This window comes from Empedobacter sp. R750, from assembly GCF_030324345.1.
GTDB lineage: Bacteria > Bacteroidota > Bacteroidia > Flavobacteriales > Weeksellaceae > Empedobacter > Empedobacter falsenii_C.
In genome coordinates this window covers 309,688-325,025 of record NZ_JACAGF010000001.1, presented here as the reverse complement: position 1 = coordinate 325,025, position 15,338 = coordinate 309,688, and the positions used below count along the sequence as shown (strand labels likewise).

The window sequence follows — 15,338 nt, the reverse complement described above, 5'->3', positions numbered from 1 at the left end:
ATAATGGATACTTATAATGATTTCGTTGCCATTGATTTTGAAACATCATACGGACATATTCCTTGTTCTTTAGGTATAGTTGAATTTTCAAATGGAGAGCCAATTAATGAATATTATACATTAATAAAACCAATAGATTTAAAATTTAATCCAATAAACTCTAGAATAAATGGAATATTTCTTGAAGATGTTTTTAACAAAAAAGAATTTGATGAAATTTGGAATGAAATAGAGCATTTTTTCATTGATAAAAATATTGTTGCGCATAATGCATCTACTGATATAACAATTCTTAATAAAACCTTAGATTATTATAAAATTCACAAACCAGATTTTAAATCATTTTGTACTTTAGAAATTTCTAAGTCTCTATTAGAATTAGAAAATTATAAACTTTCAACTCTTGCTAGTTATTTTCAATTTAATCAAAATAATTATCACAATGCATTAGAAGATGCTTATATATGTGGGCAAATTTTCAATGAATTTAGGGATAATGCATTTGAATATATAAAAAATGATAATAAAAAAAGAATTCGAAAACCTAAATCTAATGCATCTTCTATTAACACTATAAAAACCGATATTCTATTAGGCAAAACGTTTTTGTTTACAGGAACTTTGACTAAATTCAATCGAACTGATGCACAAAAAATGGTGGAAGATCATGGCGGGAAAAATATTTCTGCAGTTTCTAAAAACTTAAATTTCTTGGTTGTTGGCGATAAAGCAGGAAGTAAACTGAAAAAAGCAGAAGAAATAGGAACAGTTGTCGTGTTGACCGAGGACGAATTTTTAAATATGATTAACGACTAATGGAATCAGGATTAATTGCTGTCATTATATTCGGAATTGTATTATTGATTTTGATTCCATTTATCTATTATGGATTGCGAATGGCAGGCTACAACAAATCTGCAATGATAGTTTCGCTTGCGATATTTTTTATTGTGATGATTCCGATCGTGAAATATGGTTACAGAAGTCAAATGTATTCTAATGATGATTTGAAAACCGATTTACACCAAGCTGGAATTGGGTTTAAAGGAAATTTAAAAATTGTTTCGACAGATATTTCTGGAATTAAAAACATGAAACAAGAAACAGTTTTGATTATGGATTCTGCCGATGTCAATACAATTATTAATCGAATAGAAACTGATCCTCGCTTCAAAATTTCTCCAGAAACACTGAGTTTGAAAGAAGAATTAGGCTCGAATGCAAAACATAAAACCAATAGAAATTATCGTTTCAAAGATAATTTTATTTTAGAAACTTACGGAATGTCTGATGATTACACGATTCGATATTCGGAACTGAAATTTAGAAAAGGAAATGACACAGTTTTCTTCAAAAAAGAAGAAGTGTATTAAAAAGATAAAATCCGTCAATTGACGGATTTTTTTATTCAAGATTATTTATTTCTGAGATATTAAAACTATGACTTTTTGAATTTTCAATTTTCCTTTTAATAATAGTGGAATCTACTTTCAATGTGTCAAAATTGAATGTTCGAGGTTCTAAATAATATAATTCTAAAATGGAATCTTTTCTATTTATTGTTCCGAATTTATATTGTTTATTAGTAATAGTATCAAAATATATTGTGTCATTTTTCAGATAGTATTTACCAACTTCTCGTGATGGGAAAAAGCAAAACGAATCCTCAATATAAACATCATTCGATTTAAAATAATAAGTTGTTTTACAATCTATTGTTCCTCTACTATAAGCGACTAATTTATCTTTTCCATATATTGTTTTATCAGTTATTATTCCCGATGAATATAGAAAAACCAAAGTCAAAACAATAATACTAATAAAGACAGGTATTCCTTTTTTGAAATTTCTTTCATCATCATCAAAATATTTATACAACTTTAGTATTGTAGAAATAATTAATCCTATGAATAAAATAAGTTCTATTAAATAGAAAATAATCAAGAAAATTCCAGTTTCATGAATCCAAAAATGTTGTGTATTAATTAATAGAAACAATAATACTAAAGAACAAGAATGATACGGATATAGTTTGAACATAAAACAAGTTAATCAAATTGTAATATAACTATTATAAATAATTTATTTAGGATTATTTTTCATCTTAATTAATTCATCAAATTCAACTAAAGTATTTTCACTTTCAGTCTTATAATTTTTAGATTTCCCTATAAAAAGAATCAATTTTCTATCTTCAAAATAATAACGAAATTCTTCAATTTTCGATTTTTTATCATTAAATTCTTTCCAATACAAAGGAAAATTATAAGTTGTATCTTGTTCAAAAACGAAAGACAATTTATTATTCAACAAATAATACTCAGCCAAATATTGACCAGATTCTCCAAATTTTCGTACCACAATTTTTTCTAATTTATCGTTCAAAAAATAATAATTTATAAAACCACCTTCGGTAGAATCATCAGTTTCAACTTCTTTTATTTTTGTCCAATTTTTAATCGAATTAATTCGACTAAAATTTGCTTTGATCGCTTTAATTTCTTCACTTTTAACTTTATCATTTTTCTGAGCAAAAGAAGTCATCGCAGAAAATGTTACGAGTACGAAAAAGAATCCTATTTTTTTCATCTAAATCAATATATTATATAAACTATATGAGTAAAATTAAAGTATTTATTTTCGATATATTTTTACAAATCCTTTTATTAAGCTAAACACACCGATTATAAATCCTATGATGATAAAAAGAAATCCAACAAGTAAAAAATATACACCATAATCGTTTTTGTTATAATCCAAATTATAGCCATATCCAGTCGAGAATATTCCTATAATAAAAACACAGAGCGAACAGATAAAAAGTTTTGTATATAGATTTTGTTTAAACATAATTAAATATTTCCATAAAATTCAATAAAATATACTAATTTTCAATCAATAATAATAGTGAATTTTATGCAATTTAGAGTCGCTCGACATACCAACCAAATCAATGAAATCAGGGATTTTTATATAAAAGTTTTAAATTTTGAAATCCTTGGAGAGTTTCAAAATCACAATGGATATGATGGTATTTTTATTGGAAAACCTAATTTAGATTGGCATTTAGAATTTACAACAACTCACGAAAATATCGATCATCACTTTGATGAAGACGATTGTTTGGTATTTTATCCAACGACGCAACAAGAATATGACGAAATTATTGAGCGTTTAGAACTTCATCAGATCAAACCAATAAAATCTAAAAATCCATATTGGAATGATAACGGAATTTCTTTCTTAGATCCTGATGGATTTGTTGTCATTGTTTCACCTTTTAGAATTAAATAAATTGAAAAAATATATCTGCTTCATATTGCCATTTTTCATCTTCAGTTGTAAAGATGAAAATTCAACGAATTCTAAAAATCATCAAGATTCAATTCAAAAAATTGTTGAGAAAAAAAGTTTTATCAACGAAAAAGCAAATAAAATAATTGATCGATATTCCATACCAAAAGGTTTTCAAAGAGAAAATTATAATCAAAATGAATTCGGCTATTTTCTACAACATCTAAAATTGAAAGACTTTGGAACACTTGTAAAATATTATAATGGAAAAGAAAAACCTGTAAATAATGTATATAATGCGGTGATTGATTTACCGATTGGAAACAAAGATTTACATCAATGTGCAGATGCTACAATGCGTTTGAGAGCTGATTTTCTCTACCAACAAAAGCGTTATGATGAAATCTCTTTCAACTTTTTATCGGACGGAAAACCACGCAAGTTTACTGATTTTGCAAATGGAGATTATTCACCAGAAAATTATTGGAAATATTTGGAATATGTTTTCAGTTATGCGAATACAGCTTCTTTGAAAAATCAATTAGAATCGGCAAATTTTGAACAGATAAAAATTGGAGATATTCTTTTGCAACAAGGAAATCCTTATGGCCACGCGGTTATGGTAGTCGATTTTGCAAAAAATGAACAAGGCGAAAAAATTGTTTTACTTGCTCAAAGTTATATGCCTGCGCAAGAAATTCAGATTCTTAATAATCCGATGGATAAAAAAATAAATCCTTGGTATAAAGTACAACAAGGTAAAATTAAAACTCCAGAATGGTTGTTTACAAGTGATGATTGGAAAACGTGGGATTAAACGTAAATTTGAATTATATATTAAAATCTTAATTCCACATTTATGGGCTATAACATTTACAATTTATTTTTTGCCATTGTCCCAAAAAAGCTATTCTTTTTTTCTTTGCCATTTTTATTATTATATTTTGTTAATCCTGAATATTTTCAAATAGTAAAATTATTTTACTACTTTATTTTTGCTTTTGTTATATTTCGTTTATCAATTATAGGTCACGAACTTGCCCATTTATTTATGGCTAAAATGACAAATGCTAAAATCTTAGGAATTGAATTTGGGAATATTAATGATTTGATTATTTATGAAAAAAATATATCGAATTTTAAATTAAAATTACTAAATAAAACATAACCAGCTAATATTCAACATTAAACGGATGTGTTTTCAATCGAGGGGTACGATTTAGAGCTTTTCCTGCGCTATTTTGACCTATTGTGTGTCCACTTTTTGTCTGCAAACCACTCATAGTGCAAATTTAACCAAAATTTTTCAAAACACCAATCCTTTATTCATCAGCATTTGGGACTGGTGCAAGGTGCAAGTATTATATAATACTTGCACCTTGCACCTGCCCTTATGAGCCTGAATTTAATTCTATCAGAAACATTCTTTCTTTTTTGCTGATGATGTCAAAAAAGTTAACAAGCATAAATTTATTTTTTTGACTTATACTATTCGGATAAAATTAATTGTCTTTTATTGTCTTTTTCCTGTCCGTTATTGACCTTCTTTCAATTGGTATTTGACGATTACTACCACTAATTTTGGTGTATAAACCTAAAAAAACTAATGGAAGTAATCACTATTGAATCACAAGCTTTTAAAAACTTGATGTCAAAAGTGGACACAATTTTCGATTATGTTATTTCCCAGCAAAACACAAATGATGATGAGGACAGTTGGGTAGATAGCTATGAGGTATGCACCTTTTTGAAGATTAGTGACCGCACTCTGCAAAGATTACGCAGTGAAAACAAAATCAACTATTCCCGAATAAGGAGAAAAAATTATTACAAGATCAGCGAAATTAAAAGGATGTTACAGGAAAACCTGATCCGCCGGAGCGAAGAATGCTTACAAGACCTGATTCTAAACCACCAAAAGAATGTTAGACAAAAACAAAGTGCTCAGCTGCACCCGTGACGGACTGGATATTTTCAAACACTACCTTCCGGGAGATTGGCGCGTAGGCAGAAATTTTAAAAATCCTTTTTATGATGATACCAAAGCTTCCTGCAACATCTACTTTGACCGGCGAAGTGGTATGTATCGTATGAAGGATTTTGGGACTCCTGATTATGCCGGAGATTGTTTTTCAATTGTAGGAAAAATTAAAAACCTGGACTGTACTAAAGATTTTACAGAAATACTGAAACAGATCAATGAAGAAATGAATTTGGGACTGGAAAACGGATATATTTTGCCCCAAAACAGATATTCTTCAAGAGCAAAAGCAGAGAGCAAAAAGGAAAACATAATAAAGGAACAACCATATCATCCTAAACCTTATTCCGTATTTGAGCGTAGCTTTACACTGAAAGAAATTGAGTTTTGGAAACAATATAGCATTACCCGTGAAATCCTGAAATTATACAAAGTGGTTTCATTAGAAGAGTTCACGAGTGAAAATAAAGATTCAAAACCTTTTACCATACAATCTTCGACAGAAGAACCTATATTTGGGTATTTCGGTAAAAAATATGTGAAAATTTACCGTCCATTTTCCCAAATCCGTTTCCTGTACGGTGGAAATCTGCCTGAATCGTATTGTTTTGGATTGGAACAATTGCCCGCCAAAGGAAACACCCTGTTTATTACCGGAGGAGAAAAGGATGTATTGTCATTGGCTTCCAAAGGATTTTATGCGATTTGCTTCAACAGTGAAACAAGCTCAATACCTGAAAGCCTGATTAAAAAGCTTTCCTACCGTTTCAAACACATTCTGATTTTATATGATGTGGATAAAACAGGATTGGAGGCTTCAATCAAGCATCAGAAACAACTATCCGGTTTCGGAGTAAACCGTTTGAGACTTCCTCTTTCGGGAGCTAAACAGGAAAAGGATATTTCCGATTATTTCAGAATGGGAAATACCAAAAATGACTTTAATCAATTATTCCTTGAATTTTTAGACCAATTATATAATGAAACTATGGCGATACTGAAACCTTGCGAAATCAACTTTACACAGCCTCCCTTACAATCGCAAACGCTGATTTCCATTAATGATGTTCCATTGGGAACACAAGGGAATTTAATGGGACTTACGGGAGGTGAAGGCACAGGAAAAAGTAATTATGTAGGAAGCCTGATTGCCGGAACATTACGTCAGGATGACTATATAGATACTTTAGGAAGTAATATCCTTCCCAATACTGAAGGAAAAGCCGTCTTGCTTTACGATACCGAACAGTCCGAAACCCAGCTGTACAAAAATATTTCAGGCATCCTGAAACGTTCCGGAAGAGAAAATATGCCAGGATATTTCAAAGCTTACTGTTTAGCCGGTATGTCAAGAAAAGAACGGTTGCAGGCAATATTGCAGAGTATGGATAAATTTTATTACCAATTTTCAGGAATTCATATGGTGGTAATAGACGGAATAGCTGATTTGATACGCTGTGCGAATGATGAAGGAGAAAGCATTGCCTTAATTGATGAGCTCTACCGTATGGCTGGAATTTATAAAACCTGTATAATCGGAGTACTGCATTTCACACCCAACGGATTAAAGCTTCGGGGACATCTCGGAAGCGAGCTTCAAAGAAAAGCAGCTGCCATTTTATCCATTGAAAAAGATGATGATCCTCAAATCTCTGTTGTAAAGGCACTGAAAGTAAGGGACGGAAGTCCTTTGGATGTTCCACTTATACAGTTTTCGTGGGATAAAGAAAAAGGAATGCACGTTTTTATCGGAGAGAAGACCAAAGAAGAAAAAGAGAAACGAAAAGAGATCGAACTTGCAAATATTGCCCGGACTCTATTTTCACAGCAAAAGCATTATACCTATGCCGGATTATGTGAGAAGCTCCAAAATATGATGGCGGTCAAAGACCGAACGGCAAAGAGCTATATTAAATTTATGCGTGAGAAAGGATTGATTGTCAAAGATTCTGAAAATAATTATGAGTTCAAAAAATAAGAGTTCAAAGAAATTGCCTGAATACTTTTTATAAAAACAAAAAATACTATGAATATCGATCCGAAAAAACCACTGCTTGAGTTGACTGTTGAGGAGTTTCTGAAATTACAAAGAACCGCTGTTTCTGAAAAAAAGTATGAATATGGGCTTAAAGGGTTAGCCAGAATGCTGGGCTGTTCCCGCTCGAAAGCAGCGGAACTAAAGTCCAGCGGAATTCTGGATGATGCCATCATTCAGAACGGAAATCTTATTATCATAGATAAAGAGAAAGCAATGCAACTTATGGCTCTGCATAAAAAATGAATTATTCGGGATTAATCAGGCAGTTTTGGCAACATAACGAAAAAGAACCGTTGGGAGCTGTCGCAGCTTCCATCTACCTTTTTTTGTTGGAAATATGGAAAAAAAATGAGGAAAATGATTTCAAGCTTTCGGATACCGAAATTTGCGAGCGGCTGAAAATCACAAGACCCACCATTATTACTTTACGCCAAAAACTTAGCAATCTGGGAATGATTCAATATCAATCTAAAAACGGGCTTCCGGGACATTATAAAATTCTTCGGGAATATGCACCGACGTTATCCGCTTTTGAAAAGCCTGAAACTGACAAAGGAGGTTCGACGACTAAAAGGAGTCAAAAGCCAATTCCGAAAAAAAAGGAAACTACCGAAAAATTGCCACAGAAAAGAGAAACTCCACAGAATCAAAATTTGTCTCCCGATGCTCCTCCGGAAATTCCTGTTGCAATACCTATTCCGGGTTCCGGTACTATTCCTTCTTTGGACGAATTTACAGAATATGCGAAAACATTGGAAAGCTATGTTCCCGAATTAGACCATCTTATTAAAGAAAAATATGAGAGTTGGCTCGGAAACGAATGGAAAAATGGCTATAACAAGCCGATAACGAACTGGAAGTCTTCCATAAAAAACACAATGCCTTTTCTTCAAACAGAATTGGAATCCCAAAATTCTGCTCCTCAGAACAAAATCGCCTTACAAAGCATCAAACGTCCGAAATCAACTTTTGATGAAAGTAAGAAATAAGAAGACAAGGTTTACCGGAACGATGCAGAATTCCTCTTCCGACATCTAAAATTTTATGGATTGGGACACATTAATTTTCTCATTTTGGCTTTTTACTGTTTTCTTTTTTCACTAAATTAGACGAAAATTTACACACAATTTATGAAAAACTTACTTGCTGAATCTGAGGGATTTAATCCAACTATTAATTATGAAGCCAAAATCCATTGGATTTCCTATGTAATTCCAGTTTTCTTTATCATAATTGGTTCTGTAGGAGTTATCTCTTTTTTATTGTTAGGTTATAAATATATGCTTGGTTTAGTTGGTATTATTTCTCTTTTTCTTATTTATCTTTTCATCAGAGGCTTACTCCGTTTACTGAAGAACAGAAGCACAAAAATTTATGTTACCGATACCCATCTCACATTTTCTACAGGAATATTAGGCAAAACACTTTTCGACCTCTCATTAAACAAGCTCGAAGGAATGTACCAGCACCAAAGTTTTTTAGGAAAGGCTTTGAATTTCGGAACGCTGGTTGTAACTACCGGAGGTGTAACGCATACGTATTTCATTGAATATCCAATGGAGTTGAGGAATGCCATAATGATGCTAAAAGATAATTCGATTAAATAAATTATCTGTTTCATCGGTATTCAAATTTCAATAAAATCAGCTCACAACCTCTTTTCAAAAACATATCAAGGAAAAAGTACGGGAATGTTTTAGAAATGGGATTGCTCCAATTTCAGACAAAAATGTGTTTCCGACCAAAGGGAGGAATTGCATTTTTGCCACCCGATAGATAGAAAACTTCTTCAGAAAGATTTTGTAAAAAAATAAAAAAGCAATGGGAAATAATTTACTATTGCTTCTTAACCTAAGTTATAATTCAGTATTCAGCAATCTCCGAAGATTTTTAGATTTTCTAAAATTGACATACTTTTTAAATTCAGGAGTTTTGGAAAATTCCTGTAAAGTTTTGATTGTTTTTATATCTTCTTCAGTAACACAGGAAATTTTGACACAAAATGTTCCAATATCACCAAAGCAATTTCCTGCTCCAAACAATAATGAATAATAGGTTTCTTTAGAAATCGGACGTTCATAATGAGGAAGATTGGTTTTTCCTTCTTCGTCTTCATTCATAAATCTTAAATCTTCATCAAACATTTCCAGAGAAAAGAAAATACCGTATTCAATTCCGTTATATTTCTCGTATTCAAGATTGTATTTTTCTTTCAGAAGCTCATTGACTTCTTTTGCCATTTCAGGCTTTCTAAGATAAATAATTGAGTAAGTTCCCATAATCTTATTTGTATTGATAAAAGTTCAGTAAGGATCCTTTTCCGGATTTATCGGAGTACATCCCGCTAAATCCTAATTTTGCACAGTAAGCAGAATGTTCTTTTTCGGTACATTCTACCTGAATAACAAACCCTTCTTTTTCTATGAAAGGATGCTTTATTAGCTGTTTTGCTTTATTCATATTTTCTAATTTTCTTGCGTTATATGCAGCAAGTTCTTTCTTATTCATATCATTGTTATTTAAGAGTTATTAATAAAACACGATTAGCCTGTACATCGTGAGGTTTTGTAGGTATTAATGTTCGCTTGGAAGTAATAACACCTTATCTTCTTTCCAAATGGTAAATTCCTGAAAAAAGAAATCGGAATATGTAATTTCTTGGGTAGCTAAGACTTTATTATTTCCGTCTGTTGCGGATAGTTTGAACTTAGTTCCTCCGATTCTTTCAATTTTCCAAATCTGGAATTCCTGTTTTTTAAATTTTTCTTCAAACTGATAAGATGCAATGGCATCCAGAAACCAATAGCATTTTTCTTCGTCTGCAATGGTTTTCACACCATCTGTCAGAACTATTCCGAACATATAGGAATAGTAGGATTCGGTTCCCATAAACTCGTTGTAAAATTCATTTGCTGAAATACTTGGATTTTTCATAATCTAAAATTTTTAAATTGTTAATAATTGTTTTCTACGAGGGACACCGTTCGCTTGTTTTTGTTTTTTTGAATTGTTTTCGGAAATGTCAATGAGCGCTTTGCTTTTTATCTGACCGGTGTGTCGTTTTTCATTGCTTTCTGACGATAGAAATTCCGTTTCAGCCAAAACCGAAATGGAAGAATTGGAGTGAAGGCTGCGAAATCTTTTTGTCCGCAGGATTCAGGAGTGTCTGGGAAAATTGTTGGAGCTTGTGAAAAGAATTTTTTGAGAAACCCAAAAAGATTTTTTTGAGCAGAAATGGGATTTATACTTTTGCAAACTGAAAACGAACTACAGGTCAGCTGAAATAGCTACGGGGTAATGCTTTTAAGGGAATAAGAAATGGAAAAATCAAAAAATACGGTGGTATCTTACCTGCTCAAAACTTAATAAAGAAATATTCAAGAGAGAAAAATCAATAAATTCAGGAATTCACTATCGGGATTTAAGAACCTGACAGGAGAAATGATTTATAGAAGGCTCGGGAAGTTTTTGTACTGATGTAGGTTTAATTCTTATGCTAAAAATTAAATGTGTTGATTTCATCAGATTATATATATTGTTTGTAGGTATTTAATAGTAATTAATTTGATAACTTTAGATAACTGGTTCTGAATGTTACCCCTCGCTTTGTGAGTTCATCAGCGATCAATACCGCTTTATCCCGGATTTTCCATTCTGGTGGATTTTGAACCTTTAATGCGTGATAAGCCCGCATTCCATAGCCAAAACCAATATTTGACGGTTTACAGATTGCTTCATAGTATTTTTCGTCATATTTTTCCAACCTCTTTAAAAGAGTTTCTGTTTTGTATTTTTTTGTTGTCATAATTTTTATTATTTAGGGTTGTTTTATATCTGATTATTGAATGTCTATTTTGCTAACTCTATTATGTGGTCAGTAATACTGCATAGCTGTTCATCATCAAGAACGGATAAACCGTATTGGTATCCTTCATTATCAATAATAACACTTCCGATTTCCTCTAACCACCTGCCATTATTGAGGTTGAATTGCAAATTTTCCTTTCTGACAGGAATAATAATCTGATGACTGTGACAGCTTTCTTCTCCTATTAAGGTTAAATGGTTGACTATGGTCAGATATGCCGATTCTCTTAAATTTTCTAATTTTTGAGTGAATGTTTTCATATTGAAATTTTTAATTTATTTGCTTTAGTGTTTCAATGGTTTCTATAAAATAGTGTTCTCTTTTATTCTCTAATAATCATAGCCTCAAAAATCAAATGATGATTGAAAAAATCTTGAAACTTTATCTCCGTAGAAATCGAAGACTTCTTTTTTCAGAAGTTCTCTTATATGCTCCCTTTCATCTTTCGGAACATTATTTTTATCAGCAGAAAAATTATGTCGTAGAATTGCATCAACATTACCTTTCCAGACTTTCTCATTGATAAAATATTCATACTTTGAAAATAATCTGTTACTGTATTTGGCATCCTCTTTTTCTTTATCTGTCTGTAATCTCTGATAAGTAACTTTCATTGCTCTATGAACATATTTATCATTTAATCGTGAGCATCCATTCTCATAAAGGATTATTACAGAAGGTTTTTTTACTATTTTTTTCGTCAGTTTTTTAAAGCCATAGAATACCCTGAGCGGATATTCATTTTTTGGATATCCATGATATTTAAAAAAATCGTCAATGGTTTTTAGAACAATCTGAAACTTTTCAGGAGGAAATTCGTTGAGTCCTTCAATATTCAAAATATTGAGATACTCTTCTGCTGAAAGGGGTAGCCCTTCAACCATTTTCTCGGCTTGGCTTAAAGTCGTTTTCGCTTGATAAGTATCTATTTTATTTTTTTTGTGGTTTGGCAATAACAGACGTTCTGCATTCATTAAAGGGGAAACAAAACCCAAATTTGCTTTGTATTTGGGCTCGTTTCCTTTTTTGTTCTGTATTTTAATTTCTAATTTTCTCATTTTTAAAGTGGTTCTTTAATGCCGAAATAAGGGGGATTCTCTACGAACTTTTCTGTTTCGTCAATCGTAAAGTCTGAAGATAATTGATGTTTTCTTGCAAATACATCGGCTTCTGTAAATGCCTGTTCCAGATTATAGGCATAGCAGACCTTTTTAAATTCTTTGAAATTAACATTGTACCTGAATGTTTTCTCGATGAAAACAGGTTCATCCTGTGTCATGGAAATTCTTGGATTTGCACTTTCAGCGTAGTACAGTATCTTATTTTTTGCTTCATCTGAAACCCGACATAAAAAATTTACTTCTCTGTATTTTGATATGTGAGCTACTTTCTTATAATCTCCGTTTACTTCCCGGTTGGTATCGCAAACCGAAATACCGTTTCCTAAACTGAAAAATTCTATTTGTTCTGTTTTTTTAGTTCTCATATTTTGAAATTTATAATTGTTAATGATTCTATTTTTTTAATTATTTTCGGAAATGTCAAAGAACGCTTTGCTTTTTTGTCTGACCTGTGTGTCGTTTTTCATTGCTTTTTGACGATAGAAATTCCGTTTCAGCCAAAACCGAAATGGAAGCATTGGAATGAAGGCTGCGAAATCTTTTTGTCCGCAGGATTCAGGAGTGTCTGGAAAAATTGTTGAAGCTTGTGGAAAGAATTTTTTTAGAAACCCAAAAAGATTTTTTTGAGCAGAAACGGGATTTGTATTTTTGCATACTGAAAACGAACTGATGGTCTGCCAATAAGCAATCGATGCTGATTATCTTTCCACAGTAAAATTAAAATTTATGGATTGTAGCAGATGTAAAAATGGTATTCTTGAAAAATACTACGAAGCTGAATATCACGATATTTATAGATGTAAAAATTGTGAGTATGAAGAAATAAAACGTTCTGACGAGTGTTGTCGAAACCCTAACAAAATTGTTGTTAATGACGTTAAATTTTTTCCAAATTTCAGATTATATGAGCAATGTAAAAATTGTGGAGGAGCTAAAAGAAATTTCCCTGTGAAATATACATCTGATATTGATATTCGCGGAGAGTTTGATTCTGAATATTTTGAAGAATGGAGAGAAAAGGTAAACTTTGATAAAAAACTTATATATGAGAGTGTATCATATTCTAATTATTTGAGTTCACCCAAAGGAAAATATCATAAGTATCTGGAATCTCCTGAATGGAGAGCAAAAAGAGAAATGGTTTTCAAAAGAGATGGATATACCTGTACCAAATGTAAAAGCAGACCGGCATTTCACGCACATCATTTAACTTATAAAAATATTTTTAATGAAAAGTTAGAAGATTTAATTTCTGTTTGTGCAGAATGTCATTCACAAATACATTATGAAGAATTAATGCAGAAAATTGATAATCTAAAAAAACAGTAACTTCATTACTGTACTAAATAGCCCGCAACTTCTTTTCAAAAAAATCCAAAGGAAAAGTACAGGAAAAATATTTTGATAAGAGGTTGCATCCGCTTTAAACAGCAAAAATGCGATTCCGACCACAGGGAGGAATTGCATTTTTGCCGCCCGAATTTTCATCGGGCGACTTTTATGGGTTGGGTTCTGAAATCTTTCAGATTAAGAAAGAATCCCCTGTTTTCGGTCAGTCCGTTGCGGAATAAGTTCCATAAAAGAGAACATCCCATTTGTGCCAAAGTAGAATTGATATATAAATCCTGCTTTTCCAATGCTTCTGCAAGTGAGCAACTCGGCATATCATCTTCGGTTTCGGATTGTTGCAACAGTTCTCTAAACTCTTCCGTAACAAAAGGGAGATTTCCAACCGTTTCGTATTTATTAGAATTGGGTTGTCGAATATTTCCTACGGTAGATAACAATACTTGCCCTATATCTTTACTATTGCCAAAGTCTAACCAATATCTCGGTTCATTGCTGTAATTCCTGTAATTGTCTTTTTCTTTCAGAATTTCAGCAACACCGAACCTTGCTTTTACACTGTCCACACAGGTAATGGTAATCATTGCTTTTGCATTGTCTGGCAATCTGCCAAAACTGTTTTTTTCATATTTTACGGTTTCAGCTTTCCAGTTTGTACCTGCCCAACGGTTGGCACGATTGATTAGAGCAACGGATTTATATAATCCTGTTTCGCATTCCGCAAAACGTTGTCTTCCTAAATTGGCGCTTGTGATACTATCATCATCCCACAGACGAACCTGCAATCCTGCGTGTCGTAATTCAATCAGGCTGTGGTTCATTTCCATTAAAGCGGTCAAGACTTTTGAACCTGTTCCTCCTGCTCCGATTAGGTTTACCGAAATCGGATTGGCAGGATTGAGCAACTCGTTGTCCGTAAAGTGGACTTTGGTTCTGAATGTTTCATTTTCTGTATTCATCGTAATAGGTTTTTAAGGATTTTATTATTCTTTTTCAATGTTTTGACAGGATAGGTTTCTTTTGTTTCAATTAATTTCTTCCAAAGGTTTACACAGTTCCCTTTTATCGGATTATAATTGTCCAATAAATGACTGAAATAGGAATTGAAAAAATAATCTTCCCACGCCTTTGTAAATTCTTCTACCGAAACCGAATTTTTGATATGGACATCTACTGTTCCCATACATACCTTGCCATCTTCATACACATTGAAAAATGGGGAGTAGTACAATGGTGTTCTTTCGGTTGGTCTATTGTCATTTGCCAATGCAAATACGGAAAGGTTTTCTTTATCGGCATACCAAAGCATTGCAGGAACTTCCGCTGTTCCGTTAGAAATTTCCAGATTTTTCACAAAGTACATTTGTCTTAGCTGTGCATTAGTGTACCAAATCACTGAACCGTTTTGGCTCGGATTGATATTCAGAATATGGGTAGGCAAAATTCCTTTTTGCTTTAGAAAAGTTTTGTCTTTTTCTTCATCGGAATGTAAAGACTTTGCCAATGCTCTGGCTTCGTTTACGGTCAAAGGGTGGGCATTGATTGGATTTCCGTTTCTGTCCATATCAAAATGCTCTACATACATTGTTTCATTATTATCTAAGGATTCATAAAAAACCAATGCGGACTTTGGTTCATACAATGTTCCGAAGTCTTCGGCTGTATCAATTATATCATTCATTTTTGTTT

Annotated in this window: 22 protein-coding genes; 11 read left to right on the top strand and 11 right to left on the bottom strand. The window is 32.2% G+C overall.

Annotated elements, in window-relative coordinates:
- Positions 1-3: 3 nt before the first annotated feature.
- Together HXZ74_RS17225 and HXZ74_RS01700 are read left to right on the top strand one after the other, a co-directional pair.
- A complete protein-coding gene (locus HXZ74_RS17225) occupies positions 4-816 on the top strand; it encodes an exonuclease domain-containing protein (RefSeq protein ID WP_407933286.1) in 813 nt (270 codons plus the stop codon).
- A complete protein-coding gene (locus HXZ74_RS01700) occupies positions 816-1,373 on the top strand; it encodes a hypothetical protein (RefSeq protein ID WP_038334375.1) in 558 nt (185 codons plus the stop codon). Before HXZ74_RS17225 ends, HXZ74_RS01700 begins: the two co-directional genes overlap by 1 nt.
- Positions 1,374-1,404: 31 nt before the next feature.
- On the opposite strand, the gene HXZ74_RS01695 is transcribed toward HXZ74_RS01700, so the two are convergent.
- Both HXZ74_RS01695 and HXZ74_RS01690 read right to left on the bottom strand, forming a co-directional pair.
- A complete protein-coding gene (locus HXZ74_RS01695; RefSeq protein ID WP_286473560.1) occupies positions 1,405-2,040 on the bottom strand; it encodes a hypothetical protein in 636 nt (211 codons plus the stop codon).
- A gap of 42 nt (positions 2,041-2,082) precedes the next feature.
- Positions 2,083-2,589 carry a hypothetical protein gene (locus HXZ74_RS01690; RefSeq protein ID WP_286473557.1) on the bottom strand — a complete coding sequence of 169 codons (507 nt, stop codon included), beginning with the start codon at positions 2,587-2,589 and terminating at the stop codon, positions 2,083-2,085.
- 327 nt (positions 2,590-2,916) lie between these two features.
- Between HXZ74_RS01690 and HXZ74_RS01685 the strand changes: the two genes are divergently transcribed.
- From HXZ74_RS01685 to HXZ74_RS01650, 8 genes are all read left to right on the top strand, one after another.
- Complete coding sequence (locus HXZ74_RS01685) at positions 2,917-3,294, top strand: VOC family protein (RefSeq protein ID WP_286473552.1); 378 nt, start codon at positions 2,917-2,919, stop codon at positions 3,292-3,294.
- Between the two features lies 1 nt (position 3,295).
- Entirely contained in the window at positions 3,296-4,111 is an 816-nt protein-coding gene (locus tag HXZ74_RS01680; RefSeq protein WP_286473550.1) for a DUF4846 domain-containing protein, read from the top strand.
- Between the two features lie 42 nt (positions 4,112-4,153).
- Positions 4,154-4,462 carry a hypothetical protein gene (locus HXZ74_RS01675; RefSeq protein ID WP_286473548.1) on the top strand — a complete coding sequence of 103 codons (309 nt, stop codon included), beginning with the start codon at positions 4,154-4,156 and terminating at the stop codon, positions 4,460-4,462.
- Positions 4,463-4,900: 438 nt separating this feature from the next.
- Positions 4,901-5,254 carry a helix-turn-helix domain-containing protein gene (locus HXZ74_RS01670; RefSeq protein ID WP_286473545.1) on the top strand — a complete coding sequence of 118 codons (354 nt, stop codon included), beginning with the start codon at positions 4,901-4,903 and terminating at the stop codon, positions 5,252-5,254.
- Complete coding sequence (locus HXZ74_RS01665; protein ID WP_286473544.1) at positions 5,217-7,253, top strand: toprim domain-containing protein; 2,037 nt, start codon at positions 5,217-5,219, stop codon at positions 7,251-7,253. The genes HXZ74_RS01670 and HXZ74_RS01665 overlap by 38 nt, the downstream gene beginning before the upstream one ends.
- A gap of 48 nt (positions 7,254-7,301) precedes the next feature.
- On the top strand, positions 7,302-7,556 hold the full coding sequence (locus HXZ74_RS01660; protein ID WP_219034809.1) for a DUF3853 family protein: 255 nt from the start codon (positions 7,302-7,304) through the stop codon (positions 7,554-7,556).
- Positions 7,553-8,302, top strand: coding sequence for a hypothetical protein (locus HXZ74_RS01655; RefSeq protein ID WP_219034808.1), 750 nt, complete (start codon positions 7,553-7,555; stop codon positions 8,300-8,302). Before HXZ74_RS01660 ends, HXZ74_RS01655 begins: the two co-directional genes overlap by 4 nt.
- A gap of 141 nt (positions 8,303-8,443) precedes the next feature.
- A complete protein-coding gene (locus tag HXZ74_RS01650; protein WP_219034807.1) occupies positions 8,444-8,920 on the top strand; it encodes a PH domain-containing protein in 477 nt (158 codons plus the stop codon).
- A gap of 249 nt (positions 8,921-9,169) precedes the next feature.
- Here HXZ74_RS01650 and HXZ74_RS01645 read toward each other — a convergent pair whose 3' ends face one another.
- The 7 genes from HXZ74_RS01645 to HXZ74_RS01615 form a co-directional block, all read right to left on the bottom strand.
- Positions 9,170-9,592, bottom strand: a complete 423-nt coding sequence (locus HXZ74_RS01645; protein ID WP_219034806.1) for a hypothetical protein — start codon at positions 9,590-9,592, stop codon at positions 9,170-9,172.
- A gap of 4 nt (positions 9,593-9,596) precedes the next feature.
- A complete protein-coding gene (locus HXZ74_RS01640; protein ID WP_219034805.1) occupies positions 9,597-9,821 on the bottom strand; it encodes a hypothetical protein in 225 nt (74 codons plus the stop codon).
- Between the two features lie 66 nt (positions 9,822-9,887).
- On the bottom strand, positions 9,888-10,247 hold the full coding sequence (locus HXZ74_RS01635) for a DUF6876 family protein (RefSeq protein WP_219034804.1): 360 nt from the start codon (positions 10,245-10,247) through the stop codon (positions 9,888-9,890).
- 625 nt (positions 10,248-10,872) lie between these two features.
- Entirely contained in the window at positions 10,873-11,118 is a 246-nt protein-coding gene (locus HXZ74_RS01630) for a hypothetical protein (protein ID WP_219034803.1), read from the bottom strand.
- 44 nt (positions 11,119-11,162) lie between these two features.
- Positions 11,163-11,441, bottom strand: a complete 279-nt coding sequence (locus HXZ74_RS01625) for a hypothetical protein (RefSeq protein WP_219034802.1) — start codon at positions 11,439-11,441, stop codon at positions 11,163-11,165.
- 84 nt (positions 11,442-11,525) lie between these two features.
- Positions 11,526-12,239, bottom strand: a complete 714-nt coding sequence (locus tag HXZ74_RS01620; RefSeq protein ID WP_286473542.1) for a hypothetical protein — start codon at positions 12,237-12,239, stop codon at positions 11,526-11,528.
- Positions 12,240-12,241: 2 nt separating this feature from the next.
- Positions 12,242-12,667 carry a hypothetical protein gene (locus HXZ74_RS01615; protein ID WP_219034800.1) on the bottom strand — a complete coding sequence of 142 codons (426 nt, stop codon included), beginning with the start codon at positions 12,665-12,667 and terminating at the stop codon, positions 12,242-12,244.
- Between the two features lie 361 nt (positions 12,668-13,028).
- Between HXZ74_RS01615 and HXZ74_RS01610 the strand changes: the two genes are divergently transcribed.
- Positions 13,029-13,631: an HNH endonuclease gene (locus tag HXZ74_RS01610; RefSeq protein WP_219034799.1), complete on the top strand. Its 603-nt coding sequence runs from the start codon at positions 13,029-13,031 to the stop codon at positions 13,629-13,631.
- Between the two features lie 155 nt (positions 13,632-13,786).
- Here HXZ74_RS01610 and HXZ74_RS01605 read toward each other — a convergent pair whose 3' ends face one another.
- Together HXZ74_RS01605 and HXZ74_RS01600 are read right to left on the bottom strand one after the other, a co-directional pair.
- Entirely contained in the window at positions 13,787-14,608 is an 822-nt protein-coding gene (locus tag HXZ74_RS01605) for a PRTRC system ThiF family protein (protein ID WP_219034798.1), read from the bottom strand.
- A complete protein-coding gene (locus HXZ74_RS01600; RefSeq protein ID WP_219034797.1) occupies positions 14,605-15,330 on the bottom strand; it encodes a prokaryotic E2 ligase family D protein in 726 nt (241 codons plus the stop codon). Before HXZ74_RS01600 ends, HXZ74_RS01605 begins: the two co-directional genes overlap by 4 nt.
- Positions 15,331-15,338 lie beyond the last annotated feature (8 nt).

Bases quoted from the DNA above. Each gene is read 5' to 3' on its own strand.
- HXZ74_RS17225 (WP_407933286.1), top strand. From the start codon at position 4: ATGGATACTTATAATGATTTCGTTGCCATTGATTTTGAAACATCATAC.
- HXZ74_RS01700 (WP_038334375.1), top strand. From the start codon at position 816: ATGGAATCAGGATTAATTGCTGTCATTATATTCGGAATTGTATTATTG.
- HXZ74_RS01695 (WP_286473560.1), bottom strand. From the start codon at position 2,040: ATGTTCAAACTATATCCGTATCATTCTTGTTCTTTAGTATTATTGTTT.
- HXZ74_RS01690 (WP_286473557.1), bottom strand. From the start codon at position 2,589: ATGAAAAAAATAGGATTCTTTTTCGTACTCGTAACATTTTCTGCGATG.
- HXZ74_RS01685 (WP_286473552.1), top strand. From the start codon at position 2,917: ATGCAATTTAGAGTCGCTCGACATACCAACCAAATCAATGAAATCAGG.
- HXZ74_RS01675 (WP_286473548.1), top strand. From the start codon at position 4,154: ATGGGCTATAACATTTACAATTTATTTTTTGCCATTGTCCCAAAAAAG.
- HXZ74_RS01670 (WP_286473545.1), top strand. From the start codon at position 4,901: ATGGAAGTAATCACTATTGAATCACAAGCTTTTAAAAACTTGATGTCA.
- HXZ74_RS01665 (WP_286473544.1), top strand. From the start codon at position 5,217: ATGTTAGACAAAAACAAAGTGCTCAGCTGCACCCGTGACGGACTGGAT.
- HXZ74_RS01660 (WP_219034809.1), top strand. From the start codon at position 7,302: ATGAATATCGATCCGAAAAAACCACTGCTTGAGTTGACTGTTGAGGAG.
- HXZ74_RS01655 (WP_219034808.1), top strand. From the start codon at position 7,553: ATGAATTATTCGGGATTAATCAGGCAGTTTTGGCAACATAACGAAAAA.
- HXZ74_RS01650 (WP_219034807.1), top strand. From the start codon at position 8,444: ATGAAAAACTTACTTGCTGAATCTGAGGGATTTAATCCAACTATTAAT.
- HXZ74_RS01645 (WP_219034806.1), bottom strand. From the start codon at position 9,592: ATGGGAACTTACTCAATTATTTATCTTAGAAAGCCTGAAATGGCAAAA.
- HXZ74_RS01640 (WP_219034805.1), bottom strand. From the start codon at position 9,821: ATGAATAAGAAAGAACTTGCTGCATATAACGCAAGAAAATTAGAAAAT.
- HXZ74_RS01635 (WP_219034804.1), bottom strand. From the start codon at position 10,247: ATGAAAAATCCAAGTATTTCAGCAAATGAATTTTACAACGAGTTTATG.
- HXZ74_RS01630 (WP_219034803.1), bottom strand. From the start codon at position 11,118: ATGACAACAAAAAAATACAAAACAGAAACTCTTTTAAAGAGGTTGGAA.
- HXZ74_RS01625 (WP_219034802.1), bottom strand. From the start codon at position 11,441: ATGAAAACATTCACTCAAAAATTAGAAAATTTAAGAGAATCGGCATAT.
- HXZ74_RS01620 (WP_286473542.1), bottom strand. From the start codon at position 12,239: ATGAGAAAATTAGAAATTAAAATACAGAACAAAAAAGGAAACGAGCCC.
- HXZ74_RS01615 (WP_219034800.1), bottom strand. From the start codon at position 12,667: ATGAGAACTAAAAAAACAGAACAAATAGAATTTTTCAGTTTAGGAAAC.
- HXZ74_RS01610 (WP_219034799.1), top strand. From the start codon at position 13,029: ATGGATTGTAGCAGATGTAAAAATGGTATTCTTGAAAAATACTACGAA.
- HXZ74_RS01605 (WP_219034798.1), bottom strand. From the start codon at position 14,608: ATGAATACAGAAAATGAAACATTCAGAACCAAAGTCCACTTTACGGAC.
- HXZ74_RS01600 (WP_219034797.1), bottom strand. From the start codon at position 15,330: ATGAATGATATAATTGATACAGCCGAAGACTTCGGAACATTGTATGAA.